Here is a 25,367-nt window from a genome sequence, read left to right as displayed (position 1 = left end):
GCGCCCCTCGGCGGGTTTTGCTGATCGCAGGCTGAATGTGATGCAATTTTCCCACACCTGCCGGGGCACGACAAGGGTGTGCGAAAATCCCTTGTGCAGTGCAGCATCAGAGTGCATGAAGATTGCGCAAATGCGGTATCGGGCACAACAAAGATGCGCGGGCCGTGCTGGCGCAGGTGGGACGAAGCATTTTCACACCAGCAATTTAAGGAAATTGCCCATGCTTACGTCCATTCGCAGCCTTGCTGCTGCTTCGCTCTTCGCAACGATGACGGCGCTCGCCGTCCCGGCCGCGGCGCAGGTGACCAACCCCGCCGACGAGGTCGAGGACGACAGCGGCCTCGGCATCGAGTTCTCCGCGAACGCCGCCATCACCTCGGAATACCGTTTCCGCGGCGTGGATCTGTCTGGCGGCGACATCGCCATCCAGGGCGGCGTGGACCTCGGCCTGCCTGCCGGTTTCTACGTCGGCACCTGGGGCTCTTCGCTCGACGAGGACACGGTCGGCTACGGCCACACCGAACTCGACGTTTATGGCGGCTGGGCCGGCGAATTCGGCGTTGCCGCCGTCGATGTCGGCGTGATCGCCTACCTCTATCCCAATGCCGGGCCCGGCGAATTCGACTACTACGAAGGCTATGCATCGGTCGGCGCATCGATCGGCCCGGCCGAGGCGACGCTGGGCATCGCCTACGCGCCCGAGCAGGATTCACTCGGCGGCACGGACAACGTCTATGTCTACGGCGATCTCGGCTTCGGCGTGCCCGGCACGCCCGTCAGCCTTTCGGCGCACCTTGGCTATACCGACGGGTTCCTGACCTACACCCCCGACGGCACGGCCTTCGACTGGTCCGTCGGCGCGGAGGTCGCCCTGTCGGGCACGCCGCTGTCGCTCAGCCTCGCCTACGTCGGTGCGGAGGGCGATCCCGTCCTGCTCGACGACGGCGGCACCCCGGCGGTGTTCACCGACGATTTCGTCTACGATTACACCGACGACGCTGTTGTGCTGACGCTCTCGGCCAGTTTCTGACACCTCTCCTGATACATCGCTGACCGCAGCGAGGAACGGGAGGGCCCGTGCCGGCGACGGCGCGGGCCCTTTCGCTGTCGTCGCCCCTTTCGCTTTCGCCATGGGGCGCGCTATGGGCTTGCCAAGAGCATTCTGGAGCATCTTATGGCCAAGTACCTGCACACCATGATCCGCGTCGCCGACCCGGAGGCAACGGTCGATTTCTTCAGACTGATCGGGCTGGAGGAGGTGCGCCGCATCGAATCCGAGAAGGGACGCTTCACGCTTATCTTCATGGCCCCGCCGGGACAGGAGGGCGTCGCCGAGGTGGAGCTCACCTACAACTGGCCGCCCGAGGACGGCAGCGCGCCCGAGAGCTACACCGGCGGGCGCAACTTCGGCCACCTCGCCTACCGCGTGGACGACATCTACGAGACCTGCCAGCGCCTGATGGACGCGGGCGTCACCATCAACCGCCCTCCGCGCGACGGGCACATGGCCTTCGTCCGCAGTCCCGACGGCATCAGCATCGAATTGCTGCAGGACGGCCACCTCCCGCCACAGGAACCGTGGGCGAGCATGCCGAACACCGGCAGCTGGTAAGCCCGTAAGCTGGGGTTCAGCGCGGATTTGCTAATACCCTCAACGTGATAGCAGATACCGCGACCCGACCCCACCGCCGCGACTTGCTGAAAGCCGCCGGCCTGCTGGCCCTGACCGCCGCCGTTCCCGCGACGGTGCTGGGAGAGCGATCGCTCGCGCACGCCGCTGCTTCACCGGCGCCCAAGCCGCTGGCCGCTGTGCCGCGCGTGGCCGCGCCCTCTCCGCTCGTCGAACGGGCGCTCGCCGCGCTGGACGGGCACGCAGCCGCCATCGGCAGGCGCGATGTCATCGGCGTGGTCGACTTCGCCGAGCACTCCTCCGCCGAGCGTTTCACGCTGTACGACGTGGCAGGGGGCAAGGCCTTCGCGACCTATCTCGTCGCGCACGGGCAAGGATCGGACCCGGCGCACTCAGGCTATCTCGCCAAGTTCTCCAATGTCGAAGGCTCCAACGCCAGCTCGCGTGGCGCTTTCCTTGTGGGCGAGGCCTACATCGGCAAGTACGGCCGCTCGCGTCGCCTCGTCGGGCTCGACCCCGACAACGACCTCGCCATGCAGCGCGCCATCGTGATGCACGGCGCGGACTATGTCGCGCCCGAACTGGTCGCCGCGCAGGGCAAGATCGGGCGCAGCTACGGCTGCTTCGCCTGCGAGCGTCACCTGATCGGCGAGGTCATGGACCGGCTGCCCAAGGGCACGCTGCTCTACGCCGACCGCCTGGCCGCCTGAACCCAATTCGCTTGCCATTCCGAGGCGAAAACGCCACCTGACGCGCCATCATGTCCGTCAGGAAGCTTCCCCAGGTCGTCATCATCGGCCGCCCCAACGTGGGCAAGTCCACGCTGTTCAACCGGCTGGTGGGCAAGAAGCTGGCGCTGGTCGACGACCAGCCCGGCGTCACCCGCGACCGGCGGATGGGCAATGCGGGCCTGCTGGGGTTGGAGTTCGAGGCGGTCGATACAGCCGGGTGGGAGGACGAGGACGACGCCAGCCTCCCCGGCCGGATGCGCGCGCAGACGCAGGTCTCGCTAAAGGGCGCGGACGCGGCGCTGTTCGTGTTCGACAGCCGCGCGGGTCTCACCCCGCTCGACGAGGAAATCGCCCAGTGGCTGCGCGAGCAGGAGGTGCCCGTAGTCCTCGTCGCCAACAAGGCGGAGGGCAACGCCGGGCAGTCGGGCATCCTCGAAAGCTACGCGCTGGGCCTCGGCGAACCCGTGCCCGTCAGCGCCGAGCACGGCGAGGGCGTGGCCGACCTGTATGCCGCGCTCATCCCGCTGATCGGCGAGCGCGCCGAACAGCTGGAGATTGAGGCCGAGCACGACGCCGCGATAGCCGCCGACGAGCGCGCGCGCCGCATTGCCGAGGCCGAGGCGGCGGGCGAGGATGTCGACCTCGAGGAGCACGATCCCGAAGCGCCGCTCAAGCTCGCCATCGTCGGGCGACCCAACGCGGGCAAATCCACGCTCATCAACCGCCTGCTGGGCGACGACCGCCTGCTGACCGGGCCGGAGGCGGGGATCACCCGCGATTCGATCTCGGTCGACTGGCAGTGGACCGATCCGCAGTCGGGCGAGGTGCGCGACATCCAGCTGATCGACACCGCCGGGATGCGCAAGCGCGCCAAGGTGGTCGACAAGCTGGAGAAGCTCAGTGTCTCCGACGGCCTGCGCGCGGTCGACTATGCCGAGGTCGTCGTGCTGCTGCTCGACGCGACGCGCGGGCTGGAAGTGCAGGACCTCAAGATCGCCAGCAAGGTGCTCGACGAAGGGCGCGCGCTGATGATCGCCATCAACAAGTGGGACGTGGCGGAGGACGCCAGCGGCCTGTTCAACGGCATCCGCGCGGCGCTGGAGGAAGGCCTTTCACAATTGCGCGGCGTGCCGCTGTTCGCCGTCTCCGCCATGACCGGCAAGGGGCTCGACACCATGCTGGGCGCGGCCTTCAAGCTGCGCGCCGACTGGAGCCGCCGCGTGCCGACCGCCGCGCTCAACCGCTGGTTCGACGACGCGCTCGCCGCCAACCCCCCGCCCGCACCCGGCGGTCGGCGCATCAAGCTGCGCTACATCACCCAGGTCGGCACCCGCCCACCGCGCTTCGTGATCTTCGGCAGCCGGTTGTTCGATCTTCCCGCCAGTTACGAACGCTACCTGCTGAACGGGATCCGGCGCGAACTGGGCTTCGGCGCGGTGCCGGTGCGCCTTTCGCTCAAGAGCCCGAAGAACCCCTACGATTCCAATCGCGGCGGCGGCGGCAAGTTCAGCGGCGGCGCCGGGCGCGACTGACGCCCATCGCAAACGGCGCCCGTTTCGCGCCGGACTGCCCAAAATCTGCGGCTGGCATCTCTGTATCGACAGCTTTCAGCCATTTTCTCGCGGCAATCATGGTCCTGCGGGCGTTCATTGTGTCCCGCGGGAAGAGAGGTCGCCGATGAGTTCATATCGTGTCGAGTTCAACCAGGGCGGGCTGCCATCGGGCGACCGGCAGAGCCTGCCCGTCCCCGACCTCACGACCGCGCTGGTGGTTGCCGACATCAACCTCGAGCGCGGCGTGGCGGAGCTCCACGACGGCGACAAGCTCGTCGCCACCATCGAGAAGCACGGCCGCGGCGGACGCACCTACTGGGAAATCAGCGCGGCGGCGTGAGGTAACGCGATGTTGGTCTCTGTCGGCTAAAGGCCGGTCGATGCCCTTTCAACCCGACCTCGCCGATACCGTGTCGCTGGCGCCCGATGCGCCCTTTCCTGCGGCCATACAGGGCGAGTGGCTCTGGCCGGAAAGCGGCGGGACGGGGCTGGTCGTGGAGGGGCGCACGCTCCGGGCCGACCGTGAACTCATGGTCCATGACCTCTTCCTGCGCGAGGGCGACGGGTGGACGATGGTGCTCAACACGCTTTCCGACCCCGGCCGGCTGCCGGATGGCTGGGAGGACGAGACGATCTACCTCCTGGCGCTCGATCCGGACGGCGGGCTGATGGTCTGCGGACGCGGCGATCCGGCAAACCTCGTCCGGCGCGAGGCGGTGGACTGGGCCAAGGTGCGTCCGCCGCGCTGGCCCTTCATCGACTTGCCGCAAGGGGCCGACCTGCCCGAAGCCTTTCAGGGCGAATGGCGCGGCGAGTGGCAGGGTCAGCGGCTCGCTTTCCGAGGCGCCGGCGTCATCGTGGACGGGGCGGCGCTCCCGTACCTGCACGCCAGACTGATCGACCTCGTCCCTGTCGAAGGCGGGCCCGTCGCCTCGCTGGTGCTCGACCTCGCGGATGGCGGCACGCTGAACGTACAGCTCTTTGCGGGCGGTCAGATGCAGGGCGCGGGAGCTCCCTTGCGCGAGACCCTCTTCCGCCGCCTCCCCTAGCGCCGTAGCGGAAAGCGTCGCCAGTAGGTCAGGCAGCGCCATAGCCATTCGAGCGGACCGTAGCGGAAGCGTGCGAGCCACACGCGCGAGAAGGTCAGCATGAGCGCCCAGCCCAGCAGGACCACTACCAGCAGCTCTCCCCGGTGCATGGTGCCGAAGCGCCCGCCCGCCCAGCCATCGAATATCAGCATCATCATCAGCGAGGTGCCGACGTAATTGCTGAACGCCATGCGCCCGGCCAGCGCCAGCCGCTCGGCCAGCCAGCCCTCGCGCGCGCGCTCCGCCCAGTCGGTCAGCAGCACCATCGCGCCCAGCACGAACGGCACGTTGGCAAGCCCCGCCACGCCGTAGAAGGCGAACTGCGTCTGGTAGATGGGAAAGCCGCGGTCCATCACGGCAAGGCCCGTGACCGCCAGCACACCCGCGCCCGCCAGCAGACCGACCCACGCGGCTCTGCGCCAGCGTCGCCGCACGGCGGAATCGGTGAGCAGCCCGGCGCGGTAGAGGCCCACGCCGATCAGCATCATCGGGATCGTCTCGAAAAACACGAAGGTGACTGCATCCCCGGCGTGTGAGGGAAGGTCGGCAAGGCGCATCGCCGCCACGTCGGCATAGGTGCCCGACAGGTGCACCTGCGCCTCTGCCGCGTATTCCGCGAGGCGCGCCTGCCAGGCCTGCTCGACGGATAGCCATGCCTCGCCGGGTGCGGTGGTTACCGCCTGCCATTCGAGCTGGGCCGCCGAGAAGTAGGCCGCCGCCACGACCAGCGCGCCGATCATCGCCCAGATCAGGCCCAGCACCGCGAAGTCGAGCGATCGATGGAGGAACGGCAGCACGATCAGCCCGGCGACGGCATAAGTCAGCAGGATGTCGCCGTCGAACAGGAGGACGAAGTGCAGCGCGCCGAATAGCGCCAGCCATGCCAGCCGCCGCGCCTGCAACCACAGGCCAGCGATGCCGACCGCGCGCTCGGCAAACAGGGCGAGGCCCGCGCCGAACAGGACGGCGAAGAGGCCGCGCATCTTGCCGTCGACCAGCACGAACTGCGCCAGCCACAGCCACTCGTCCGAGGCCTGCGCCCCGCCGGGCAGCGCGGGCGGCCAGTAATAGGCGGCGCGCATATGGGCAAAGGCGGTGATGTTGGCGAGCAGGATGCCGAGCACGGCGATACCGCGAACCACGTCGAGCGCCACGATGCGTTCGGCCCGCGCGACGGGTGCGGGCGGTCCGGCGTGTGGCTCCGGCTCGTCGATGTCGTCGCGGTCCATGGTGCGCCCCTTGCAGAAGCGCCGCCTTAGCCGATCAGTTGCGCGTCACAAGGCACTCGAAGCCCGCGCGGCGCAGGCCGTTGCAGGCGCTCTGGGCATCGGACTGGCTGGCATAGCCGCCGGCCTGCAGGCGGGTGACGCGGCCGGTCGGCAGCAGCAGCCGCTCGTAGCCTGCAACCTCGGGCCGACCGGACACGCGCGACCACAGCCGCTCTGCGTTGCCGGGCACGCCGAACGCGCCGAGCTGGACGCGCCAGGGCCCGTTGGCGCGGGCGGCAGCAGGGCGCGGCGCGGGGGCCGCCGGTTCGGGCCGGTTCGCCGTGACAGCCACCGGGGCGGGTGCGGGTGCCGGTGCCGGGGCTGGCGCGGGTGTCGCACTCGGCGCGGGCCGCGGGGTGGGCGAAATGCGAATGGGCGCGGCATTGGCGTAGCTCGCTCCGGCCTCGGCGGGGCTGGCCGTGCCGGTGGCCTGGCGCGCCTGCATCACCGCGTCGCGCGCGGCGGCGACGGAGGGCGAGACGGCAACCGTCTGCATCGGGCGCGGCACCCGCGGGCTGGCGCTGGCCACGGCGACGGGGGCTCCCGAAGCGGTCGGCACGCCGCCTTCCACAGCGAGATCGGCGGCGGCGAGTTCGGACTGGCGCGCGGCCACGGCCTCCTCCTCCAGCACGCGCGCGAGGGCCGCGCCGCTCTGGCGTTGTTCCAGCGGGATGTGCTGGTCCATCTGCGCCAGCGCCGGACCCGCCTGCGGCAGGCCGGTGGCATTGGCCAGCATCATCAGGGCATAGGCACGTTCCCAGTCGAGCGGGACGAGGTCGCCGTTGAAATGGGCGATGCCGACGAGGTACTGCGCGCGCGGGTCGCCGCGCCGGGCGGCGGCCTCGACCAGCGGCAGCGCCTGTTCGCGCCGACCGTCCTGGAACATCATCAGCCCCCAGGTGTCGGCGGCCTGCACGTGGCCCGCCTCGGCCGCGCGGCGATAGAGCTCCTCGGCCCGCGCCGCGTCCTCCACCACCCCGCGCCCGAGGCGATAGGCCTGGGCAAGGTTGAACATCGCATCGGGGTCGCCCGCGGCGGCCGGACCCTGCCACTGGGCGACGGCCTCGGCATAGTCGCCGCGGCTCCACGCCTCCACCCCGTCGCGCACGGTCGCGCCCGTCGGCGCGGCGCCCACGGCCAGCGCGGCAATGGCGGCGGTTTTCCAGCCCCAGCGGGCGATCGTTCGCGGCATGGCTCTTTCCCCTGGCAGCTTCGTGCCTGTCATGGAGACTGCCATAGTAAACGGGGCGTTAGCAAAGCGTTTATGCGTAGCGCGTAGCATCCGCCCTGCCGCAAGCCAGCCGTAAGCGAGGCCGGGCGTGTCGAATTTCCTGACATTCGCAGCCCGCCCTTTAACTCAAAATAAACGGTATCCTGCGAAGCCAATCCCCGGAAGGCCCGCACACCGCAATGGGCCGGGTCAAGACTTTAAGGGGATTAGCCTTGCGCGTTCTAGCATTGGCATCGCAGAAGGGTGGTTCGGGCAAGACCACGCTTTCGGGGCACCTGGCGGTGCAGGCCCAGCGGGCCGGCGCGGGTCCCGTCGTCCTCATCGACATCGATCCGCAGGGCTCGCTCGCCGACTGGTGGAACGAGCGCGAGGCGGAATTTCCCGCCTTCGCCCAGACCACCGTGGCGCGCCTCGCCAACGATCTGGCGATCCTGCGCCAGCAGGGCTTCAAGCTGGCCGTGATCGACACCCCGCCCGCCATCACCATGGCGATTCAGAGCGTGATCAACGTAGCCGAGCTGATGGTCGTGCCGACCCGCCCGTCCCCCCACGACCTGCGCGCCGTGGGCGCCACGGTCGACCTGTGCGAGCGTGCCGGCAAACCGCTCATCTTCGTCGTGAACGCGGCCACGCCCAAGGCCCGCATCACCAGCGAGGCCGCCGTGGCGCTGTCGCAGCACGGCACCGTGGCCCCCATCACCATCCACCACCGCACCGATTTCGCCGCCTCGATGATCGACGGGCGCACGGTGATGGAGGTCGATCCCGAAGGCCGGAGCGCGCAGGAGGTCACCGCGCTGTGGCACTATGTCGCCGATCGCCTGGAAAAGAACTTCCGCCGCACCGTCTTCGCCGCGCCGGGCCATGCGGCCCAGGCCGGGATGCAGCGCGGCGCGCAGCAGGGCGGGTTCGGCCGCCGGGTGGCGCAGTGATGGGCGCCGCGGTCACCGAGACAAAGGCCTTCGCCTCGCTCGGCCCGATGCTGCTGGCGCGCAAGGGTTCCGCCAAGCCCGCCATGCGCGCCATGCTTGGCCAGGATTCGCGCATGGCCGAACTTTCGGACGAGCTCGACGAGCTCGCCGTGAGCCAGGGTGCGCTGGGCTGGAACGACATGGGTGAAGACAGGGGCGAGGGATGGGGCGCTAACGACGACACCGTCGTCCCCCTGCCGCTCGCCGCCGACCGTGTGAAGGCCGCGCCTGCCCCGCGAACCGCGCCCGCCACGAAGGGTCGCAAGGCCTTTACCCTGCGTCTCGATGCCGAGCGCCACCTGAAGCTGCGGCTGGCGGGAACGCTGCACGGCTGCAGCGCGCAGGTGCTGGTGACCGAGGCGCTCGACCGCTTCCTCGCCGCCAACCCGGAAATCGAAGCGATCGCCGCAGGAATGCGGCCGCGCGGCAAGCAGTCCTGAAGGAAGGCTAAGATCATGTACGCACCCGAAAAGCGCAACCATCTCGTCGCCCTCGGCCTCTCGACCGCGATGACCGCGGCCATGCTGAGCGGCTGCGCCACCTCCGCCGCCGCGCCGCGGGCCGAGGTTTCCGCCGCGCAGGCGCAGCAGGCGCTGGCGAGCGGCCAGACCTCGCGCGCCGTGGCCGCGGCGGAGGCCGCCGTCGCCGCCGATCCGCGCAATGCCGCCTACCGCATGACGCTGGGCAACGCCTACCTCGAGGCCGGGCGCTTCGCCTCCGCCTCCACCACGTTCGAGGACGCGATGGCACTGGGCGAGAACAGCCCGCGCGCTGCCCTCAGCCTCGCCCTCGCGCTGAACGGCCAGGCCCGTTTCGCCGAGGCCGCCGACATCCTGTTCGACTGGGAAGGCCAGATCGCGCCCGCCGACCTCGGCCTTGCGCTGGCGCTGTCCGGCCAGCCGGAGCGCGGCATCCACGTGCTGACCAATGCCATTCGCGGCGGCGACAACACCGTCAAGAGCCGCCAGAACCTCGCCTACGCCTATGCCGTGGCCGGTCGCTGGCGCGAGGCGCGCACGATGGCGGCGCAGGACGTTCCCGCCGGCGAGCTGGGTGCGCGGATGAGCGAATGGGCCGCGATGGCCCATGCCGAGGCCTACCAGCAGCGCATCGCCAGCCTGCTGGGTGTGCCGACGAACGTGCGCGATGCCGGCCAGCCGGTGCACCTCGCGCTCGCCAACACGCCGGGTGCCGCCGATCTGGCGATGGAAGCGTCCGCCGCTCCTGCTCCCGCCCAAACCTACGCCGCTCCGGCCGCCCTGCCGCTGCCCCCCGTGCAGCAGGCGCGCATGGCCGTGCCCGCATCGGGCAGCGAACTGCCCGCGGTCGGCGCTCCCTCGGACAATCGCTATGCGGCGCGGCCGGCTCTCGTCGCTACCCCGGCGCCTGCCCCGCCATCCGCTGCGGCTCCGGCTCCGGCTCCGGCCAGCTTCGCGCAGGCCTTTGCCGATGCGGCCCCCGCGCCGCGTGCCCCGGTGGCCGCCGCGCCCGCTCCGGTCGCGCCGCGTGCCGAGCGTGCCGCGCCGTCCGCGCAGCGCCTGGCCCAGCCGCGTCTCGACACCACTCCGGTCCCCGCGCCCTCCGCCAACCCGACGCACCTCGTCCAGCTCGGCAGCTTCGCCAGCGAAGCGGGTGCCCGGCGTGCCTGGGGCATCTACCGCTCGCGCTATCCCGAGCTTGCCGACCGCGAGATGGTCATCACCCAGGCGGTGGTGAACGGCCGCAATTACTGGCGCGTGTCGGCGGGCGGTTTCGACCGCGCCTCCAGCCGCGCGATGTGCGGACGCGTCAGCTCCTCGGGAGGCGACGGCTGCATCAGCTGGGCCGCCAACAGCCCGCTGCCCGGCGCCATCGACCGCGGCCCCGTGCGCTTCGCGCGTCGCTAGCCTAACAGTTCTCTCTGAACCTCGGGCCTCCTTCCCTCAGCGGAAGGGGGCCTTTTCTTTGGGCTAAAGCGAGTAACCGCCGTCGGTGACCAGCGCGGTGCCGGTGATCGTGCCCGCCGCGTCGGAGAGCAGGAAAAGCACCTGCGCGGCGATTTCCTCAGGGCTTTGGAAGCGGCCCATGGGGGTCGCGTAGCTGGCCATTTCCTCCAGCGCACCGGCGCGGTCGCCCTGGTGCTTCTCGACGAGGTCGGAGAACATGGGCACCGCGTCCCAGATCGCCGTATCCACCCCGCCCGGCGCGATGGCGTTAACGCGGATGCGGCGACGCGCGCCTTCCTTGGCGGCGATCTTCGCGAGGTGCAGGACGGCGGCCTTGGACGCGCCGTAGGGGCCGGTGCCGGGTTCCGCCTTCACGCCCGCGACCGAGGCCGTCAGGACCACGCCCGCGCCCTTGGCTGCCAGTTTCATGGTGCTCCTGAGCGAGAGAAACAGCCCGTCGAGGTTGACCGAGACCACGCGCCGCCAGTCTTCATAGCTCATGTCCGAAAGCAGCGCGGGCGTGCCCGCGATCCCGGCATTTAGCACGGCGCAGTCGAGGGTCCCGCAGGCCTGCTCCACCCGCGCCCACAGCGCCTCGTCGGTCACGTCGCCCGCCACGCGCACCACCTCGCACGGCAAGTCCATCGCTTCGAGTGTCGCACCATCGAGGTCGACCAGCACCACCTTGGCCACGCCCGACCCTGCCAAGGCCGCCGCGCAGGCTGCCCCGATGCCCTGCGCCGCGCCGGTCACCAGCGCGGTCTTGCCCGAAAATTCACTTGTCGACACGCACGCCTCCCTTGAAAAGCGCCACCACGCGGCCTTCCACCGGCTGGCGGTCGAACGGGGTGTTGCCCGCGGCGGCCGCCATCTCGCTGCTGTCGACCACCCACGGCGCGTGCTGATCGAGCACGAGCACGTCGGCTTCCTTGCCCGCGGCCAGTTCGCCCGCCTCGACACCCAGCAATCGCGCGGGATTGCGGGCGAGCAGGTCGAAGGCGCGCGGCAGGTCGATCACCTCGTCGCGCACCAGCGTCAGGGTCATGGCGAGCAGCGTCTCGGCCCCGGCCATGCCCGGCGCGGCATCGGCGAACGGCAGGTTCTTGTCCTCCGGCCCACGCGGATCGTGGCCGCTGGAAATCACGTCGATGGTGCCCTCGGCAATCGCCTCTATCACCGCCTGCCGGTCGTCCTCGCTGCGCAGCGGCGGCGAGAGGCGGGCGAAGGTGCGGAAATTAGCCAGCGCCAGGTCCGACAGCATGAAATGCGCCGGCGTCACCCCTGCGGTGATCGCCACGCCCCGCGCCTTCGCCGCCCGCACCAGCGTGAGGCCCGCGCGTGTCGTCACCTGCCGCGCGTGCACCCTTGCGCCGCTCTTCTCGGCCAGCGCGATGTCGCGTGCCAGCGCCAGCGTTTCGGCCTCCACCGGGGCGCTCGGCAGGCCGAGCCGCGTCGCCATCTCGCCCGCGGTCGCCGCGGCATTGCCCGCCAGACCCGCGTCCTCGGCATGGGTCACCACGACGAGGTCCAGCATGGCGGCGTATTGCAGCAGCCGCAGCATCACGCCGGAATCGCCGATCCACCTGCGCCCGGTCGCGATCGCCCGTGCCCCGGCCTCGGCCATCAGCGCGATTTCCGCCAGCTGCCGCCCCTCCAGCCCTGCGGTGGCCGCGGCGAGGGGGTGGACCCACAGGTCCGGCTTGCCGCTCTGCGCGGTGAAACGGATGCGCGCCGGGTGGTCGAGCGGGGGACTGGCATCGGGCATCAGCGCGGCGCGAGTGATCCCGCCGAAATGGAACGCGGGCTTGTCCACCGCGAACACGCCGAGGTCGACGATGCCGGGCGCCACGATCCTGCCCGCCGCGTCGAACACGGTGTCGTCCTCCACCGTCTGCATTTCGGAGACGAGGCCTTCGTCGCAGAGCAGATCGCGCTCCTCCACGCCGCCGGGCGTTACGACCCGGCCGCTGGTGATGGTGAGCGGCATCGCCTGTTTCATACCCAGTTCGCCTCCGGCTCCGCCCAACCGGCCATTCCGCGCGCGCGCCGGGTCAGCACGTCGAGGCAGGCCATGCGGATGGCGACGCCCATCTCCACCTGGCTGGTGATGATGGAGCGGCCCGCGAGGTCGGCCACGCCGCTGTCGATCTCCACCCCGCGGTTCATCGGGCCGGGATGCATGACGATGGCCTCCTCCCCCGCCAGCGCCAGCCGTTCCGCGGTGAGGCCGTAGAGGTGGCGATATTCGCGCGGAGACGGGATGAACTGGCCGTCCATCCGCTCGTTCTGCAGGCGCAGCATCATCACGACGTCCGCGCCCGCCAGCGCGTCGTCGAAGCGGTGATAGGTCTCCACGCCCATGCGCTCCACCCCTTCGGGCAGCAGCGCAGGCGGCGCGCAGACGCGCACGGTGGCGCCCAGCGCCTGCAGGCACAGGATGTTGGAGCGGGCGACCCGGCTGTGCAGGATGTCGCCGCAGATGGTGACCACCAGCCCGGTGAAGTCCTCCGCCGTGTGCCCCCGCTCGGCCAGCTTGTGGCGCAACGCCAGCGCATCGAGCAGGGCCTGCGTCGGATGTTCGTGCTGGCCGTCGCCCGCGTTCAGTACCGGGCAGTCCACCTTGTCGGCAATCAGCCCCACCGCCCCGCTGGATCCGTGGCGGATGACGATGGCATCGGCGCGCATGGCGTTGAGGGTGACCGCGGTATCGATCAGCGTCTCGCCCTTCTTCACGCTGGACTGCGCGGCGTGCATGTTGACGACGTCGGCCCCCAGCCGCTTGCCCGCGATCTCGAAGCTCAGCAGCGTGCGCGTGGAATTCTCGAAGAAGGCGTTGATGATCGTCAGGCCTGCCAGCCGGTCCGAATGCTTGGTCGCCTGGCGGTTGAAGGCCACATACTGCTCGGCCTCGGCCAGCAGGTAGAGGATCTCGTGCCTTTCCAGCGCGCCGATGGCGATCAGGTCGCGGTGCGGAAAGGCCCGCCCGCCCGCCGGGAAGCAGTCGCTGGCTGGTCTGGGTTCGGGCGCTGTCATTAAAGCCGAGCCGTTAGAGGCAAGCCGCCGCCACCTCAAGCCCAATCGCCCCCGCGATAGGTCTGGCGCATTTCCGCCGCGACCCTTAAGGTCGAGGCGGCAAATCAAAGCAACGGGGTCATCACATGGGTTTCGCGCGCAAGGTCTGGCGCCTGCTGGTCGGTATCAAGGACGGACTGGCGCTCGTCTTCCTGCTGCTGTTCTTCTTCGCGCTCTTCTCCATCCTCAGCGCGCGGCCCAATCCCGGCGTCGTGCGCGAGGGGGCGCTGCTGCTCGACCTCGATGGCACGATCGTGGAGGAGGTCGCGCCGATCGACCCGATCTCCGCCCTCCTAGCCTCCAGCCTGCCGACCCGCGAATACGCCTCGCGCGACCTGGTGCGCGCCATCGATGCGGCCGCCGGCGACGAGCGGATCGAGGCTCTGGCGCTCGACCTCTCGGGCTTCCTCGGCGGGGGCGCGGTGCACATGGACGAGGTCGCCAGCGCGCTCGAGAGGTTCAAGACAGCGGGCAAGCCGATCTACACCTACGCCGTAGCCTATACCGACGATTCGCTGCTGCTGGCTGCGCACGCCAGCGAGGCCTGGGTCGACCCGTTGGGCGGCGCGGTGGTCACCGGGCCGGGCGGCCACAGCCTTTATTTCGGCGGCCTGCTCGATCGCTACAACGTGACGGCCAACGTCTTCCGCGTGGGCACCTACAAGAGCGCGGTGGAGCCCTACACCGAGAGCGGGATGTCCGAGCCCGCGCGCGAGAACGCCAGCCAGCTCGTGTCCACGCTGTGGCAGGAATGGCGTGCCAACCTTCGCCGTGCACGGCCCGATGCGAACATCGAACTCGTCACCAACGATGTCGAGGGCTGGCTGGCCGGTTCGGAGAACGACCTTGCCCGCGCCGCCCTCGCCGCCGGGCTGGTCGACCGCATCGGCACCCGCATCGAATGGGGCGAGGCGATCGCCACCGTCGTGGGCGAGGACACCTGGACCAAGGATCCGGGCACCTTCGCCTCCACCGATTTCGACCCGTGGATCGCCGATCTCGATGCCGGGCTGGATCTGGGCGACGGCGGCAAGATCGGCGTCGTGACCATCGCGGGCACCATCAGCGACGGCGAGGCCGGGCCCGGTAGCGCCGGGGCGGAGCGCATTGCCGGCCTGCTCGACGATGCCCTCGACGACGACCTGAAGGCGCTGGTGGTCCGGGTGGACTCGCCGGGCGGCACCGTCACCGGTTCCGAGACCATCCGCCGCGCCATCCTGCGCCACAAGGACGCCGGCATTCCCGTCGTCGTCTCGATGGGTAACTACGCGGCGAGCGGCGGGTACTGGGTCGCAACACCTGCCGAACGTATCTTTGCGGAGCCCGAGACGCTCACCGGCTCCATCGGCGTCTTCGGCGTGTTCCCCAGCTTCGAAGGACTGCTCGCCGATTACGGCGTCACCTCGGACGGCGTGCGCGCCACGCCGCTGGCCGGCCAGCCGGACCTGCTCGGCGGGCTGACGCCGGAAGTGCGCAGCCTGCTGCAGTCGGGCGTCGAGGGCAGCTACGCGCGCTTCCTCTCGCTGGTGGCGGAAAGCCGCGGCATTACCGTCGCCCGTGCCGACGAGCTCGGCCAGGGCCGGGTGTGGGACGGCGGAGCGGCGCGGCAGCTCGGCCTCGTCGACCAGTTCGGCGACCTCGATGCCGCCATCGCCTGGGCCGCCCGGCGCGCCGACCTGGGCGACGATTTCGAGGTCGACTACCTCGGCGACGACGCGGATCCCTACGGCTCGCTGTTCGCCCGCATGATGGCATCCGATGCCGAGACGGGCGCGGCGCGCGGAAACGATGTCTTCGCCGCCTTCGCCCGCGCGCAACAGGGGCAATTGGCGCAGGCCGTCGGCGAACTCGAGGGGCTTATGCAGGTCGAGGGCGTGCAGGCGCGCTGCCTCGAATGCGCGATGATGCCAGGCGCAGCGGTACGCGGCGAACGCCCGGCGCAAGGCAGTATGCTGCGCTGGCTGCGCACACTTTTGGCCGACTAGGTCGCGCCCGCACACGGCACTTGTCTTTCCTCAGGCCTCGTGGCAAAGGCCCGCCCCTGCCGTGAATCGCCCGTATCGGGCGACAGCTCCGGCGGGCGCGTAGCTCAGTGGTAGAGCACACCCTTCACACGGGTGGGGTCGCAGGTTCAATCCCTGCCGCGCCCACCATCTTTTCAGTGACTTAGAAGAGATGGTCCGGGTTTCCATGAAAAATCCATGAAAACTTCCTGTATAAATTCACGCGCCTCGTACCGCTTATAAATCCGGCTCATTATGATCTTGCGCACTCTTCCAATGCCATCCCTGTCCGATAGAGGTCGCCTGAGGGCAGTATGATCTCACCAGCGTCATCGCCCAGGTTAAGATCGATGCGGTCACTCTCCTGCATCATGTTGGTCACCCACCAGCCATTCTGCTGAAACATCTCGAGTTTGGTGATGCCATCGTGAATGACGGACTCCGTCGAGATCGGCACCGCATTCTCGCCATGCCCGAACACGGTAATGGGTGACAAAGGACCGCCTGGCCAGCCATCCCATTGCACTCGGATGCCAGCGTTTCTTCCTCGCGCCCAGAAAGTCACCTGCATCTGTTCGCCGGCGCGTCCGTAACTCCCTCCATCGATCTCGCATTGGCCGTCCACAACGCTTGCGGCCTGTGCAGGGCTAGCCAGTAGCTGAAATTCTGGCGGTGCGGCTGATAGCTCGCTGGCAAGCCTTGGTCTGATATTGGCATAGGAGAGACTGCGCACGAACCCAGCCATTCCGGCTTCCGTTTCGAAGTTGTAGGCCTCGTCGATGAAGTCGAGATCGAAGTGGGCTTGGTTGATCGCCTGAGCCAGCTGAGGGTTCCAGATGCGCGTCGTCGGCCCCTGATAGAGTCCGCCGTATCGCAGGTTCTGGACGACGCCGAGCGCACGATTGTCGTCCAGATCACCATACACGCGTTCCAGGCGCGATGCCTGTTCGGCGGTCAGCGGTTCGGCATCGCACCCGGCAAGAGCTAAAACGGCAAGACCCAAGACGAGACGACATTTTTGAAGTTTGACGCTCACGCGGGAATACCCCAGCGGATCCTGGCCTGGTTCACCGCATGATCATTACCTTCCAGCGTCCAGCCCTTGGCCAACAGCGCCTTCGCGACGATCTTGTTGCCGTTGATGCCATAGAAGACGGCGGCGGCAAGCAGACCGAGACCGACAAGGCTCGAGAGCGGAGAACCCATGGTCATCACCGCCAGGATGCCGATGGCGGCGACCGCCAGCCCATGTTTCCAGATACCCTTCACGAACTGCGGGATGCCGTAGAACGGGGTAGCGAGCAGGAAGGACAAGCTGAAGCCAACCTTGAGGTTGCGGGTCTTGCCGGTGCTGGACTGCTTGAAAGTGATGTACATTCGAAGTTCTCCTTTTCCGCTTCGATAGCGTTGCAATAATGGGTCGTAAATGCCGTGGTTGTTTAAGCCGTTGGCCGTTCAGATGCGGGAATGTCTCGCGTGTCTGGAAAAAGCGACGATACTCGCTTGTTGGAGCGCATCGGCACGCGTGTCCGCGCGCGGCGGCATGAGCTTGAGCTATCGCAGGAAGCGCTGGCTGACGCTGCAGGGATCGATCGCTCGCACATGGGTAAGATTGAGCGTGGAGAGCGCAACGTGACGATATTGAACCTAGCCAAAATCGCGGCTGCGTTAGATTGTGACTTGGCGAATTTGGTCGGCTAGCTTGCACTCACCGCCAAGCAGAGAGCACGCCTCACGGAACTCAGCTGCACCCAGTGCCCGGCGCTGCTATCGAACGTAAGTGCCCTGGTCGGGGTCCAACCGACCAACACGGTGTAGTGCTCGTCGCGGTGAACGCTGGCAATAAGCGGTCTTCCCGCCATGAGGTGCTGTTTCAGGATATCGATGCGGTCGGGAGATCCGCGTTTGACGGGAAAAAGGCGCGGTTCTCGCCCACTGTGATGCGCAACCTTCACCATGAGGCGTCCTACCCGCTTCAGCTCCACCCAAGGAACGCCAACCGATAGCCGCTCGCGCAAGTCGCCCCCCTCTGCGAGTCGGTGCATCGCAAACGAAAAGAGCGCGCTGTACTCGCCGTGTCGGGTCGCTCCGGTCGCAAACTGCACGAGGCGGATCGCGTTGATTAGCGAGTACACGCCACAAAGCCCATCGAGGTCGCCTTGAAGGTACGGCTTGAGCTGGCGCGAAGCAGATAGGCGGAAGGAGCGCGGCAAATCCTGTGCCGTCATCAGTACTCTCGAGCCAGCAAGAGGGTGAGCACGCGGGTTGTAATCGCCGGGTTAGCTGGGTCGTCCGACCCAAAGCGCAGCGATCGATCATAATAATTGATCTTCCAGAACAGCTTCTCGCCGCGGTAGTTGAAAGCGCCAAAGTCGTGCTCTCCATGGGGATCGTTGTCATCGGAGAAGTCGTCGAAGCCATGTAGCAGCGCTATCACGACCGGCAGCGTCCCGTTGGCTAGGTTGAGTACGCCTGGCGTTACCAAAAGCTGCCCTTCCCCGTTCCCGGTGCGAAGCGCATCATTCAGTTGGCGGATCCGTGCAGAACGGTCGTTGTTGGAAGGCAGGCACGCGTCTTCGTTCCGGCTTTGCATGGCCAGTGTCTCCTTGCTGTGTTGATGGGATTGGCAGCAAACGTGCTGCCGCCGTTCAGATCAGCTTGATCAGCTTCCGCTGCGCATCGCGATCACCTTGAATGTACCGCTCGGTCGTGGTGAGCGCCCGGTGCCCCGCGAGCTCTTGAACGTCACGCAGCGAGCCGCCGACCTTCGTGATGGCTCGAGCCGATTGCGTGATGAAGGTGCGGCGCCCCGAGTGCGACGATGCACCAGTGATGCCAAGCTCGGCGTACCGAGCCCTGAACCAGTTGACCAAGCTCTGCGGTGCCATCGCTCCGCCTTTGGCCGAACAGATGATCGGTCCATCGGCGGGACGCGCGCACTCCCGGTGCAGGTCGCGCAGCGCACGTCTCAAATCGTTATGGAGGGGGATAATCCGACCGCTGCCATACTTGGCAATCCCGCGAGCGATGGTCAGCTGCTCCGCGATTTGGCCGCTCGACTTCAGAGCCATCGGCCAGGTGAGGCCCGAAATCTCACATGCTCGTAGCCCGGCCTTGAAGCTTGCAAGCACGATTACTCTGTTTCGTGTGCCATGTGTCAGCTCGCTCGCGTGCACTAGTAAGCGCTGCAAATCGCTAGGTTCCAGCACACGAGCTGGTTGCCTTGTCATGTTCTCGTCCTGGTTCGGGGAAAAAGCAGCGCATCAGGCGTCGCTATTGCGACGTATAATGCACGTCAGCATGGCTGTCAACTTATACTTTAATATCAATATTTTAGGTTCGTTTTGTCGCTGCGTCACAATCTTTGGGAACCGCTATCGGTCAGGATGTCAGCTAGGCGTGATAATTCGATAATCTCGACCCGATGGGAGCTCGGAGCGCAGAGTCCAAAAATGAGGAATATATCGACCTAAAAAGGGTTTTGGGACCTAATCCACAAGAACGCGTTTCCAGGCAGTTGAGGGTGCTCGAACCTCGGGCCAAAGATGAAGCCATGCAAAAGGCTATGCCCGTGTAACCCGGGGCGACGTTCAGGACCTGGACCAGCAGTTCCGCGCCGAGATCATCGAGCAGGTCGAGAGCGTTGAAAGGTCCGCCGCCCAACTCACTTCGTCATCCCCCTTCCGGGATCGAAAGTGCAGCGGGTGATGCGTGAGCCTCGAAAGAAGGTGGCGAATTGATGGTGGACACTCTTACCGCCGAAGCGAGATCCGAACGCATGGGCCGCATTCGCCAAAAGGATACGAAGCCCGAAATGATCGTCCGACGCTTGGTGCATGGCATGGGCTATCGCTATCGCCTGCACGACCGTCGCCTTCCAGGCAGCCCGGACCTTGTGTTCCGTAGTCGCCAGAAGGTCATTTTCGTGCACGGTTGTTTTTGGCATCAGCATCCAGACCCGTCTTGCAAGCTGGTGCGCATGCCGAAGTCGCGGCAAGATTTTTGGGGACCAAAGCTGGAAGGCAATCGCAAGCGGGACGAGCGTAGCAGCGCGATGCTTGATCGCGAGGGGTGGCGACAAATGGTTGTCTGGGAATGCGAATGTCGCCATGAAGAACAATTGAGGAACACCTTGCGAGATTTTTTGGAGAACGATGATGCCGACCATGCGCGCGATTGAGCTATTCGCCGGTGCAGGCGGCTTGGGCATGGGCATCAGCAAGGCGGGGTTTCGCCCGGCGCGGATCGTTGAATGGGATCGGTGGTGCTGCGACACCATCCGCGAGAATCGCCGCGCCAAGGCGGGCGGGATCGGTCGCTGGCCCGAACCGATCGAGGGCGACATTCGCGAGGTCGATTTCCGCGTAGACGAGGGCAAGATCGACCTAGTGAGCGGCGGCCCGCCCTGCCAGCCTTTCTCGCTTGGCGGCAAGCATCGCGCGCATGCGGACACGCGCGACATGTGGCCCGAGGCGGTGCGCGTGGTGCGAGAGACACGTCCCAAGGCCTTCGTGTTTGAGAACGTGAAAGGCCTAACCCGCGCGAGCTTTGCCACCTATCTGGCCCATATCGTCCACCAGCTCACCTATCCCGAGCTAACCCACCTCCCGGACGAGCCCTGGATCGATCACATGGCGCGGCTCGAGCGCCATCACACGGCCGGTGGCGGTCGAGACGGGCTTCGCTACAACGTCGTTTACCGGGTGTTGAATGCCGCGAATTACGGCGTTCCCCAAAGGCGTGAGCGCGTTGTGTTCGTCGGCTTCCGGGCTGATCTGGGCATTGAATGGAATTTCCCCGATGAAACGCATTCGATCGACGCGCTGCTATGGGAGCAGGTGCGATCGGATGAGTATTGGGACCGCCACAAGGTGGCCTCGCGCGACCGCGCGCTCGATCCGCGCCTCGTGGCGCGCGCCGAGAAGCTGATCGAGAAACCCGCGCCCGCGCCTTGGCGCACGGTCCGGGATGCGATCGGCGACCTTCCTGATCCGGAGACCGCTCTCAAGCAGGCCACCGTTTGCCTTAACCATCGGTTTCAACCTGGCGCGCGGAGCTATATCGGCCATACGGGTAGTCCGCTGGATGAACCGGCCAAGACCTTGAAGGCGGGCGTTCACGGCGTTCCCGGTGGCGAGAACATGCTCCGCCGCGCAGATGGCGCTGTTCGCTATTTCAGCGTGCGCGAGAGCGCTCGTCTTCAGACCTTTCCCGACGACTATCGCTTCCACGGATCATGGACGGAATGTATGCGTCAACTTGGCAATGCCGTGCCCGTGCAGCTCGCCGAAGTTGTCGCACGAAATGTGTCGCACGAGCTGCAAACGGTGGCTGGATGACGAAGGAAACAGCCGTCGGTCCGGAAGTGCCGGGATACCGAGAGTTCGAGTTCGATCTCCCAGGCGCGCTGCTCGACCATCTCGTTCGCGCCCTCGACGAGATGGAATCAGCCCCGCTCGACCCGGAAGGGCTGTCGATCGTTCCCGAGGCGCAGGGTGTCTATCAACTCTTCTTGGACGGCGCGCTGGTCTACATCGGCAAAACCGACGCCGAGGCGGGTCTTTTCCGTAGGCTCGTTCGCCACTCGACTAAGACCCAGCATCGCGCGAACCTCGATCCGGCGCGCGTCCGCTTCAAGGCGATCCGCATCTTCGTGTTCACCGCGATGGACTTGGAGACGCAGCTCATCAAGCATTACACTGCCGAGGCGGGAACCCGGTGGAATGGCAGCGGCTTCGGAGCGAACGATCCAGGACGCAATCGCGACAATTCGAAGCCCGGCACGTTCGATCAGGACTTCCCGATCGACATCAACCACGACATCGCGACCGACCTCGCTGGCACAAAGACTGCGGCGGAGGTGGTTTCCGAGCTAAAGACCGCCCTACCCTACACGTTCCGCTTCGACACCGGACCAGGCCGATCGCGCAAGCCGCATCCGGACCTCGCCAACACCGCGGTCACGATTTCGCCCGATCGAACGACCGCGCGCAGCATCATCGAAGAGCTGGTGCCGCAGCTTCCGTCAGGTTGGCAGGCCACGGCCCTGTCGGCGGTGCTGATCCTCTACAAGGAAAAGAACGACGAATATCCGCAGGCAACCGTGCTGGCGCGATCTTAGGGATCGGCCTCCCCGGTTCTAGCGCGCGAAATTCAATGTCCGCGTGGCGAAATCCAATAACTCTTGATCGTTGACGACGGCGGTTTCCCAAGCCGGATTGGAGTCATGGTGAAATCTGTTCGCGTAATCGAGGAGCGCGCGCAGTTCGGCCGTGTCCCCCGGCGAAAGAACTTCGTCGGCCCGTCCATGTCGTTGCCGACAAACATCTATGAAGGGGCCGAGCAGCGATCCTGGAGGAAATCTTTCGGGGTGCGCGACGCGCATGAACGCCTCCAGGATCGGCCGTAGCGCTGCGGCGACTTCCCGTTCGTTGGCATCATCTCCGGTGCGGATATAATGGCGCACCAGTTGGTGCCGTCGGTCATGCTGGGTAACGCTATCCTGTCGAATATCCCAAGTGGCGAGTTTCGAGCCACGGCCATCCCTCGCGATCCGCATGGCGGAGCGCGTCGCCTTGTCGGCACTCTCCCATATCGAGCACAGGAACGGCTTCGAGTGCGAAAGCACGACCATTTGGCTAACTCGATCATACAGGCGCTGCATTTCCTGGATCGTGGTCAATCGTCTGTGTTCGTCCAGGCTCGTCATGGGATCATCGATTACTACTAGCTTGTTCGCCAATCGGGCGTCCTGATTGAGGGAGGCGAAGAAGAACGCCAGCGCCAAGGTGTTCCTATCTCCTGCGCTAAGCGTGTTCTTAAACGACGGACCACCATCCCCGGTCAGGGCGACTTCGACATTGTTGATGAGCACATTGTAGGTCGCGCTCGACCCGCCTCGATTGTTCACCGATGTGACCGAACCGAGCCTAAAACCAGCGTTGAAGCGCGCGAGATAGTCATTGATCGCAGTTTCATAGGCCGGGAAGATATCCTTCCGATACTGATCCAAGGCAGCTCGAGCTGCGGTCCGCTGTTTCTCGGTTTTCGCCTTTGACGCCTTTTCCGAGAGATAATCGTCGCAAAGCACGGCTGTCGCGGTTTCGTGACGAGCTTTTACTGCGGTAAGCTTCTCCAGATCGCTCGACAGAGTGGCGACATTCGCGCCACTGGCCTTTTCCCTTACGACCCCTATCGCGTCGTTGCGAGCGAGCAGCGTGTTCGACAGCATGCTGATCGCCTCGCGGTGTTCATGGTGCCTATCGATCGCCGTGCGCGCCTCGGTCGAAAGGGACATTGCTTCGAGCGGAGCTGCGGCTTTAGCGCGTAGGACCGTCAAGACTGCTTCGCGGGCCGCGCTCCAGTCCCGCGCGATTGCGGCGGTGTCGACCTCGACAGCAGGAATGTCGGTGAAGGTCTTCCAGAACTCGCGATTTTCACTCGCGACCCGGACCGAACGCTCGAAGGCGGCGGGAGCATCGCCGCCGTGCGTGGTATTTATACCTTGACCTACATGCGTGATCGCTCGCTTGAGCGCGTTGTAGGCCTCGCTGAAATAGGCTTGGTAATGACCTATGAGAAGCGAGCCAGCTAGGTCTTGCGCGCAAAAAGGGCATACTTCCCCGGTCCGATCCGCGGATACGCTGGCGACGCGGCCCATGCCTTCGCCAACCCACGCCTCGCCGCCCTTCCCCAACCGCCGCAGATGGTCGCGCACCCGCGCGGCGGCATCGGCTTCGAGATCCGGCAATGTTCGAGCCAATAGGGTATCGATGGCATCCATATCGAACGCTGGAAGCGAGAGCGCTAGGAACTCCGCCCGCGATCGAACCGCATCAGCCGATTTCGCCGCAGCCAGGTTTCTGCGCGCGGTTTCTAGCTTGGCATCGATGTCTGGATCGAGCGCTAGGCCGCAAAACCTATCGACCGTGAGCGGACCACGAGCACCAGCGGGTATGGCGTCGCTCTTTTGCCGCAAGGCCCGGTTGTGTTCTTCAACGGCGACAACATGCTTTTGCAGCGCGGCGTTGAGAAGGACGCCCTGGGCGCCCAGGATCAACTCGTGAAGGTTTTGCTTGTGCGCCGTTTCAATGGCCATGCCCGAGCAGACGTTGGCGGCGACGAAGGCGTCATCGAACACGACGACATCGGGTTCGGTGAATGACCAAGACCCATTCTGAAAAATGGCGTCGCTTTGACCAGCTAAGGCTATGATTATATGTGGAGGGTTGTTGGAACCGAGACGCCGCCGCTCCATCACGGCTGCGGAGTCGCCAGTGCTTAGAGATTTGAGGATCGTGGCGAGCGTTGTCTTTCCACGACCGTTTTCGGCATAGATTAGGTTCAGCCTGGTCAGTGGAAGATGCGCGCCTTCGGAAACAGAGTTGAATTGCCCTACGTTGCGTAGAAGTTGGAAACGCTCGATCATCATTTTATCTCCGCTCTCTTCCGCATAGCCGGGCACATCGTGGATAAAAAGCAGTGGGCTCGCTCCTGCCAGTGACTGCCTTTAAACGGTGATCGCGCTGCTTTGCGCGGCCATTTCGGTATTGAACGATGATCGCTCGCATGTCGGTGGACTCTAGACGACAGGGAGATGACGCGCGCTGTTCTGCGTTTTTCGGCGCTCGTAAAGGCGCGGCATTCTGAAGTCGAATTGCCGAGATTAGAGCGTAGGACAGGCCTTCCATCGTGTAAATTGTAATAATCTATAACATTTTATCGATGTCGTGAGATCTGTGATCAGGCACTCTAAGCTGACAGCTGAGACATGACTTTGATGTTTAAGAAGACGGTCTATTAAACCATGAACCCGAAAATCGCGTCACACGCGCCACATTCCTCCTAGGAGGACTGTCGAAACCGACACAGTATCTCGTTCCAATTGCAAAATTCATCGTTGGGTGCGTATTCCGGAACCTCCTGTCCCACTCGCCGAGCAACGCGCATCTTTCGCAACCAGCTTGACTGAAAGCTCTTTCCAAATGTCCCAATGGGCTTAACCATTCGGAGTAGAGGAATCTGCGACCAAGCGCACAGAGCGCCGATGGCAAGAAATGCTGAATTCGAACCTCTGTCACGCCTCCAACACACATTCCCCCCCTTTTCGTAGGGCACCTTTGGCGCTGCTACGAACTTACCTGCATAGGTGGCGATATTCTCGGCATGAAGGCGCAGATCGCCAGGCAACTTACCGCGCAGCCTTATGGCGTCGGGTAGCCGAGAGTCCCACCCGATCTGTTTTTCAATCCTTTCAGCGGTTCTCCTCAACCTGACCTTGCGGCCTTCGGTTCCTGTAAGAATGCCATGCAAATGGAACGCCACAATGGGCTGCTCGCTCGGCGCAGGCAGTAGGATATCGATGTCGGGAATTAGGACCCCTTCGAGCCCGAAATGCTCTAGCGCGGCTTCAACTCTTGAAAACGTAGTTTGAACATTGCGCAAGCAGTCACCGATGCCGGTCTCTCCGTTCAGAAAGCTGAAAGTCCCCAAAAAGGGTTCACGATTCCGTCCTAGCAAATCGTTGAAGTGAAGCTGGGCAACTGCCTGGAGAACCTGGGTCGAGACCAACCGTGCGGGCAGCGCTGAGGAAGGGGTTGTCCCGTCAATTCGGGCCGGACCGTCAAGTTGAGCATCAAGAAAGCTTTGCAGTGGTGTTGAGAGACTGGCGTACTCCTGCGAGGTGCGAATAAGTTTGACGGTGTGGCGGACGGCATATGCGGTATCGCGTGCGCCTCTGCGATCGATAGGCTTTTGCATGGTGGTCTCACGGTCGTGCTGGGAAAGTGGTTGAACAACGCGCACGCGCGCATAATGCGCGCGAGGCATCGATCAGAAGCATCCGCAGGGACCGACGAGCGCTCCCTTGACCAGGCGAAAACGTGGATGCGGAGAT

General features: G+C 65.7%; 26 protein-coding genes and 1 tRNA gene. 15 read left to right on the top strand and 12 right to left on the bottom strand.

The window, feature by feature from the left end; all coding sequences use genetic code 11:
* Positions 1 to 220 precede the first annotated feature (220 nt).
* The 6 genes from AAW00_RS13355 (at position 221) to AAW00_RS13330 (ending at position 4,963) form a co-directional block, all read left to right on the top strand.
* Positions 221 to 1,030: a TorF family putative porin gene (locus AAW00_RS13355; protein ID WP_047004931.1), complete on the top strand. Its 810-nt coding sequence runs from the start codon at positions 221 to 223 to the stop codon at positions 1,028 to 1,030.
* A gap of 144 nt (positions 1,031 to 1,174) precedes the next feature.
* A complete protein-coding gene (locus tag AAW00_RS13350) occupies positions 1,175 to 1,612 on the top strand; it encodes a VOC family protein (RefSeq protein WP_047004930.1) in 438 nt (145 codons plus the stop codon).
* An 83-nt stretch (positions 1,613 to 1,695) separates the two neighbouring features.
* On the top strand, positions 1,696 to 2,340 hold the full coding sequence (locus tag AAW00_RS13345) for a murein L,D-transpeptidase catalytic domain family protein (RefSeq protein WP_047004929.1): 645 nt from the start codon (positions 1,696 to 1,698) through the stop codon (positions 2,338 to 2,340).
* A 50-nt stretch (positions 2,341 to 2,390) separates the two neighbouring features.
* The gene (gene der, locus AAW00_RS13340) at positions 2,391 to 3,893 is read left to right on the top strand and encodes a ribosome biogenesis GTPase Der (protein ID WP_047004928.1); all 1,503 of its coding nucleotides are present in this window, start codon (positions 2,391 to 2,393) and stop codon (positions 3,891 to 3,893) included.
* A 145-nt stretch (positions 3,894 to 4,038) separates the two neighbouring features.
* Entirely contained in the window at positions 4,039 to 4,254 is a 216-nt protein-coding gene (locus AAW00_RS13335) for a hypothetical protein (RefSeq protein ID WP_047004927.1), read from the top strand.
* 40 nt (positions 4,255 to 4,294) lie between these two features.
* Entirely contained in the window at positions 4,295 to 4,963 is a 669-nt protein-coding gene (locus tag AAW00_RS13330) for a hypothetical protein (protein WP_047004926.1), read from the top strand.
* On the opposite strand, the gene AAW00_RS13325 is transcribed toward AAW00_RS13330, so the two are convergent.
* Complete coding sequence (locus AAW00_RS13325; RefSeq protein ID WP_052761954.1) at positions 4,960 to 6,231, bottom strand: DUF418 domain-containing protein; 1,272 nt, start codon at positions 6,229 to 6,231, stop codon at positions 4,960 to 4,962. The two genes, AAW00_RS13330 and AAW00_RS13325, sit on opposite strands and share 4 nt — an antisense overlap.
* Before the next feature lie 34 nt (positions 6,232 to 6,265).
* Positions 6,266 to 7,462: an SPOR domain-containing protein gene (locus AAW00_RS13320; protein WP_047004925.1), complete on the bottom strand. Its 1,197-nt coding sequence runs from the start codon at positions 7,460 to 7,462 to the stop codon at positions 6,266 to 6,268.
* 251 nt (positions 7,463 to 7,713) lie between these two features.
* On the opposite strand from AAW00_RS13320, the gene AAW00_RS13315 reads away from it, so the two are divergent.
* From AAW00_RS13315 to AAW00_RS13305, 3 genes are read left to right on the top strand one after another with little or no spacing between them, the layout of a single operon-like run.
* On the top strand, positions 7,714 to 8,433 hold the full coding sequence (locus AAW00_RS13315) for a ParA family protein (protein WP_047004924.1): 720 nt from the start codon (positions 7,714 to 7,716) through the stop codon (positions 8,431 to 8,433).
* Entirely contained in the window at positions 8,433 to 8,912 is a 480-nt protein-coding gene (locus tag AAW00_RS13310; RefSeq protein WP_047004923.1) for a hypothetical protein, read from the top strand. Before AAW00_RS13315 ends, AAW00_RS13310 begins: the two co-directional genes overlap by 1 nt.
* Positions 8,913 to 8,927: 15 nt before the next feature.
* The gene (locus AAW00_RS13305; protein ID WP_047004922.1) at positions 8,928 to 10,358 is read left to right on the top strand and encodes an SPOR domain-containing protein; all 1,431 of its coding nucleotides are present in this window, start codon (positions 8,928 to 8,930) and stop codon (positions 10,356 to 10,358) included.
* Positions 10,359 to 10,421: 63 nt separating this feature from the next.
* Here AAW00_RS13305 and AAW00_RS13300 read toward each other — a convergent pair whose 3' ends face one another.
* From AAW00_RS13300 to AAW00_RS13290, 3 genes are read right to left on the bottom strand one after another with little or no spacing between them, the layout of a single operon-like run.
* Entirely contained in the window at positions 10,422 to 11,186 is a 765-nt protein-coding gene (locus AAW00_RS13300; protein WP_047004921.1) for an SDR family NAD(P)-dependent oxidoreductase, read from the bottom strand.
* Positions 11,173 to 12,396, bottom strand: coding sequence for a dihydroorotase (locus AAW00_RS13295; protein WP_047004920.1), 1,224 nt, complete (start codon positions 12,394 to 12,396; stop codon positions 11,173 to 11,175). The genes AAW00_RS13300 and AAW00_RS13295 overlap by 14 nt, the downstream gene beginning before the upstream one ends.
* On the bottom strand, positions 12,393 to 13,430 hold the full coding sequence (locus AAW00_RS13290) for an aspartate carbamoyltransferase catalytic subunit (protein WP_047004919.1): 1,038 nt from the start codon (positions 13,428 to 13,430) through the stop codon (positions 12,393 to 12,395). The genes AAW00_RS13295 and AAW00_RS13290 overlap by 4 nt, the downstream gene beginning before the upstream one ends.
* A 125-nt stretch (positions 13,431 to 13,555) precedes the next feature.
* Here AAW00_RS13290 and sppA point away from each other — a divergent pair, with 125 nt between their 5' ends.
* Both sppA and AAW00_RS13280 read left to right on the top strand, forming a co-directional pair.
* Positions 13,556 to 15,454 (top strand): signal peptide peptidase SppA, encoded by a 1,899-nt coding sequence (gene sppA / locus AAW00_RS13285; protein ID WP_047004918.1) that lies wholly within the window; start codon positions 13,556 to 13,558, stop codon positions 15,452 to 15,454.
* 93 nt (positions 15,455 to 15,547) lie between these two features.
* A tRNA-Val gene (locus AAW00_RS13280) sits at positions 15,548 to 15,622 on the top strand.
* A gap of 103 nt (positions 15,623 to 15,725) precedes the next feature.
* Here AAW00_RS13280 and AAW00_RS13275 read toward each other — a convergent pair.
* Positions 15,726 to 16,508: a hypothetical protein gene (locus AAW00_RS13275; protein ID WP_156170081.1), complete on the bottom strand. Its 783-nt coding sequence runs from the start codon at positions 16,506 to 16,508 to the stop codon at positions 15,726 to 15,728.
* A complete protein-coding gene (locus tag AAW00_RS13270; RefSeq protein WP_047004916.1) occupies positions 16,505 to 16,849 on the bottom strand; it encodes a hypothetical protein in 345 nt (114 codons plus the stop codon). The genes AAW00_RS13275 and AAW00_RS13270 overlap by 4 nt, the downstream gene beginning before the upstream one ends.
* A gap of 90 nt (positions 16,850 to 16,939) precedes the next feature.
* Between AAW00_RS13270 and AAW00_RS13265 the strand changes: the two genes are divergently transcribed.
* Positions 16,940 to 17,173, top strand: coding sequence for a helix-turn-helix domain-containing protein (locus AAW00_RS13265; protein WP_047004915.1), 234 nt, complete (start codon positions 16,940 to 16,942; stop codon positions 17,171 to 17,173).
* Here the strand turns inward: AAW00_RS13265 and AAW00_RS13260 are convergent.
* From AAW00_RS13260 to AAW00_RS13250, 3 genes are read right to left on the bottom strand one after another with little or no spacing between them, the layout of a single operon-like run.
* Positions 17,170 to 17,700 carry a hypothetical protein gene (locus tag AAW00_RS13260; RefSeq protein WP_047004914.1) on the bottom strand — a complete coding sequence of 177 codons (531 nt, stop codon included), beginning with the start codon at positions 17,698 to 17,700 and terminating at the stop codon, positions 17,170 to 17,172. The genes AAW00_RS13265 and AAW00_RS13260 overlap by 4 nt on opposite strands.
* Complete coding sequence (locus tag AAW00_RS13255; protein WP_047004913.1) at positions 17,700 to 18,065, bottom strand: DUF3768 domain-containing protein; 366 nt, start codon at positions 18,063 to 18,065, stop codon at positions 17,700 to 17,702. Before AAW00_RS13255 ends, AAW00_RS13260 begins: the two co-directional genes overlap by 1 nt.
* Positions 18,066 to 18,120: 55 nt before the next feature.
* The gene (locus AAW00_RS13250; protein ID WP_047004912.1) at positions 18,121 to 18,702 is read right to left on the bottom strand and encodes a tyrosine-type recombinase/integrase; all 582 of its coding nucleotides are present in this window, start codon (positions 18,700 to 18,702) and stop codon (positions 18,121 to 18,123) included.
* Positions 18,703 to 19,211: 509 nt separating this feature from the next.
* Here AAW00_RS13250 and AAW00_RS14715 point away from each other — a divergent pair.
* From AAW00_RS14715 to AAW00_RS13235, 3 genes are read left to right on the top strand one after another with little or no spacing between them, the layout of a single operon-like run.
* On the top strand, positions 19,212 to 19,652 hold the full coding sequence (locus AAW00_RS14715; protein ID WP_082125091.1) for a very short patch repair endonuclease: 441 nt from the start codon (positions 19,212 to 19,214) through the stop codon (positions 19,650 to 19,652).
* The gene (locus AAW00_RS13240; protein WP_241461746.1) at positions 19,627 to 20,811 is read left to right on the top strand and encodes a DNA cytosine methyltransferase; all 1,185 of its coding nucleotides are present in this window, start codon (positions 19,627 to 19,629) and stop codon (positions 20,809 to 20,811) included. Before AAW00_RS14715 ends, AAW00_RS13240 begins: the two co-directional genes overlap by 26 nt.
* Complete coding sequence (locus AAW00_RS13235; protein WP_082125090.1) at positions 20,808 to 21,593, top strand: GIY-YIG nuclease family protein; 786 nt, start codon at positions 20,808 to 20,810, stop codon at positions 21,591 to 21,593. Before AAW00_RS13240 ends, AAW00_RS13235 begins: the two co-directional genes overlap by 4 nt.
* Before the next feature lie 18 nt (positions 21,594 to 21,611).
* On the opposite strand, the gene AAW00_RS13230 is transcribed toward AAW00_RS13235, so the two are convergent.
* Together AAW00_RS13230 and AAW00_RS15080 are read right to left on the bottom strand one after the other, a co-directional pair.
* On the bottom strand, positions 21,612 to 23,903 hold the full coding sequence (locus tag AAW00_RS13230; protein WP_241461745.1) for an AAA family ATPase: 2,292 nt from the start codon (positions 23,901 to 23,903) through the stop codon (positions 21,612 to 21,614).
* A 413-nt stretch (positions 23,904 to 24,316) separates the two neighbouring features.
* A complete protein-coding gene (locus tag AAW00_RS15080) occupies positions 24,317 to 25,231 on the bottom strand; it encodes a hypothetical protein (protein WP_156170080.1) in 915 nt (304 codons plus the stop codon).
* Positions 25,232 to 25,367: the final 136 nt, after the last annotated feature.

This window comes from Aurantiacibacter luteus (genome assembly GCF_001010945.1).
GTDB lineage: Bacteria > Pseudomonadota > Alphaproteobacteria > Sphingomonadales > Sphingomonadaceae > Alteraurantiacibacter > Alteraurantiacibacter luteus.
Note: the sequence above shows the minus strand (reverse complement) of the source record. Positions and strands in the feature narration are given on the sequence as shown.

Bases quoted from the DNA above. Each gene is read 5' to 3' on its own strand.
- AAW00_RS13335 (WP_047004927.1), top strand. From the start codon at position 4,039: ATGAGTTCATATCGTGTCGAGTTCAACCAGGGCGGGCTGCCATCGGGC.
- AAW00_RS13310 (WP_047004923.1), top strand. From the start codon at position 8,433: ATGGGCGCCGCGGTCACCGAGACAAAGGCCTTCGCCTCGCTCGGCCCG.
- AAW00_RS14715 (WP_082125091.1), top strand. From the start codon at position 19,212: ATGGTGGACACTCTTACCGCCGAAGCGAGATCCGAACGCATGGGCCGC.
- AAW00_RS13305 (WP_047004922.1), top strand. From the start codon at position 8,928: ATGTACGCACCCGAAAAGCGCAACCATCTCGTCGCCCTCGGCCTCTCG.
- AAW00_RS13355 (WP_047004931.1), top strand. From the start codon at position 221: ATGCTTACGTCCATTCGCAGCCTTGCTGCTGCTTCGCTCTTCGCAACG.
- AAW00_RS13295 (WP_047004920.1), bottom strand. From the start codon at position 12,396: ATGAAACAGGCGATGCCGCTCACCATCACCAGCGGCCGGGTCGTAACG.
- AAW00_RS15080 (WP_156170080.1), bottom strand. From the start codon at position 25,231: ATGCAAAAGCCTATCGATCGCAGAGGCGCACGCGATACCGCATATGCC.
- AAW00_RS13320 (WP_047004925.1), bottom strand. From the start codon at position 7,462: ATGCCGCGAACGATCGCCCGCTGGGGCTGGAAAACCGCCGCCATTGCC.
- AAW00_RS13330 (WP_047004926.1), top strand. From the start codon at position 4,295: ATGCCCTTTCAACCCGACCTCGCCGATACCGTGTCGCTGGCGCCCGAT.
- AAW00_RS13325 (WP_052761954.1), bottom strand. From the start codon at position 6,231: ATGGACCGCGACGACATCGACGAGCCGGAGCCACACGCCGGACCGCCC.
- AAW00_RS13265 (WP_047004915.1), top strand. From the start codon at position 16,940: ATGTCTCGCGTGTCTGGAAAAAGCGACGATACTCGCTTGTTGGAGCGC.
- AAW00_RS13260 (WP_047004914.1), bottom strand. From the start codon at position 17,700: ATGACGGCACAGGATTTGCCGCGCTCCTTCCGCCTATCTGCTTCGCGC.
- AAW00_RS13240 (WP_241461746.1), top strand. From the start codon at position 19,627: ATGATGCCGACCATGCGCGCGATTGAGCTATTCGCCGGTGCAGGCGGC.
- AAW00_RS13350 (WP_047004930.1), top strand. From the start codon at position 1,175: ATGGCCAAGTACCTGCACACCATGATCCGCGTCGCCGACCCGGAGGCA.
- AAW00_RS13290 (WP_047004919.1), bottom strand. From the start codon at position 13,430: ATGACAGCGCCCGAACCCAGACCAGCCAGCGACTGCTTCCCGGCGGGC.
- AAW00_RS13235 (WP_082125090.1), top strand. From the start codon at position 20,808: ATGACGAAGGAAACAGCCGTCGGTCCGGAAGTGCCGGGATACCGAGAG.
- AAW00_RS13270 (WP_047004916.1), bottom strand. From the start codon at position 16,849: ATGTACATCACTTTCAAGCAGTCCAGCACCGGCAAGACCCGCAACCTC.
- AAW00_RS13230 (WP_241461745.1), bottom strand. From the start codon at position 23,903: ATGATGATCGAGCGTTTCCAACTTCTACGCAACGTAGGGCAATTCAAC.
- sppA (WP_047004918.1), top strand. From the start codon at position 13,556: ATGGGTTTCGCGCGCAAGGTCTGGCGCCTGCTGGTCGGTATCAAGGAC.
- AAW00_RS13255 (WP_047004913.1), bottom strand. From the start codon at position 18,065: ATGCAAAGCCGGAACGAAGACGCGTGCCTGCCTTCCAACAACGACCGT.
- der (WP_047004928.1), top strand. From the start codon at position 2,391: ATGTCCGTCAGGAAGCTTCCCCAGGTCGTCATCATCGGCCGCCCCAAC.
- AAW00_RS13250 (WP_047004912.1), bottom strand. From the start codon at position 18,702: ATGACAAGGCAACCAGCTCGTGTGCTGGAACCTAGCGATTTGCAGCGC.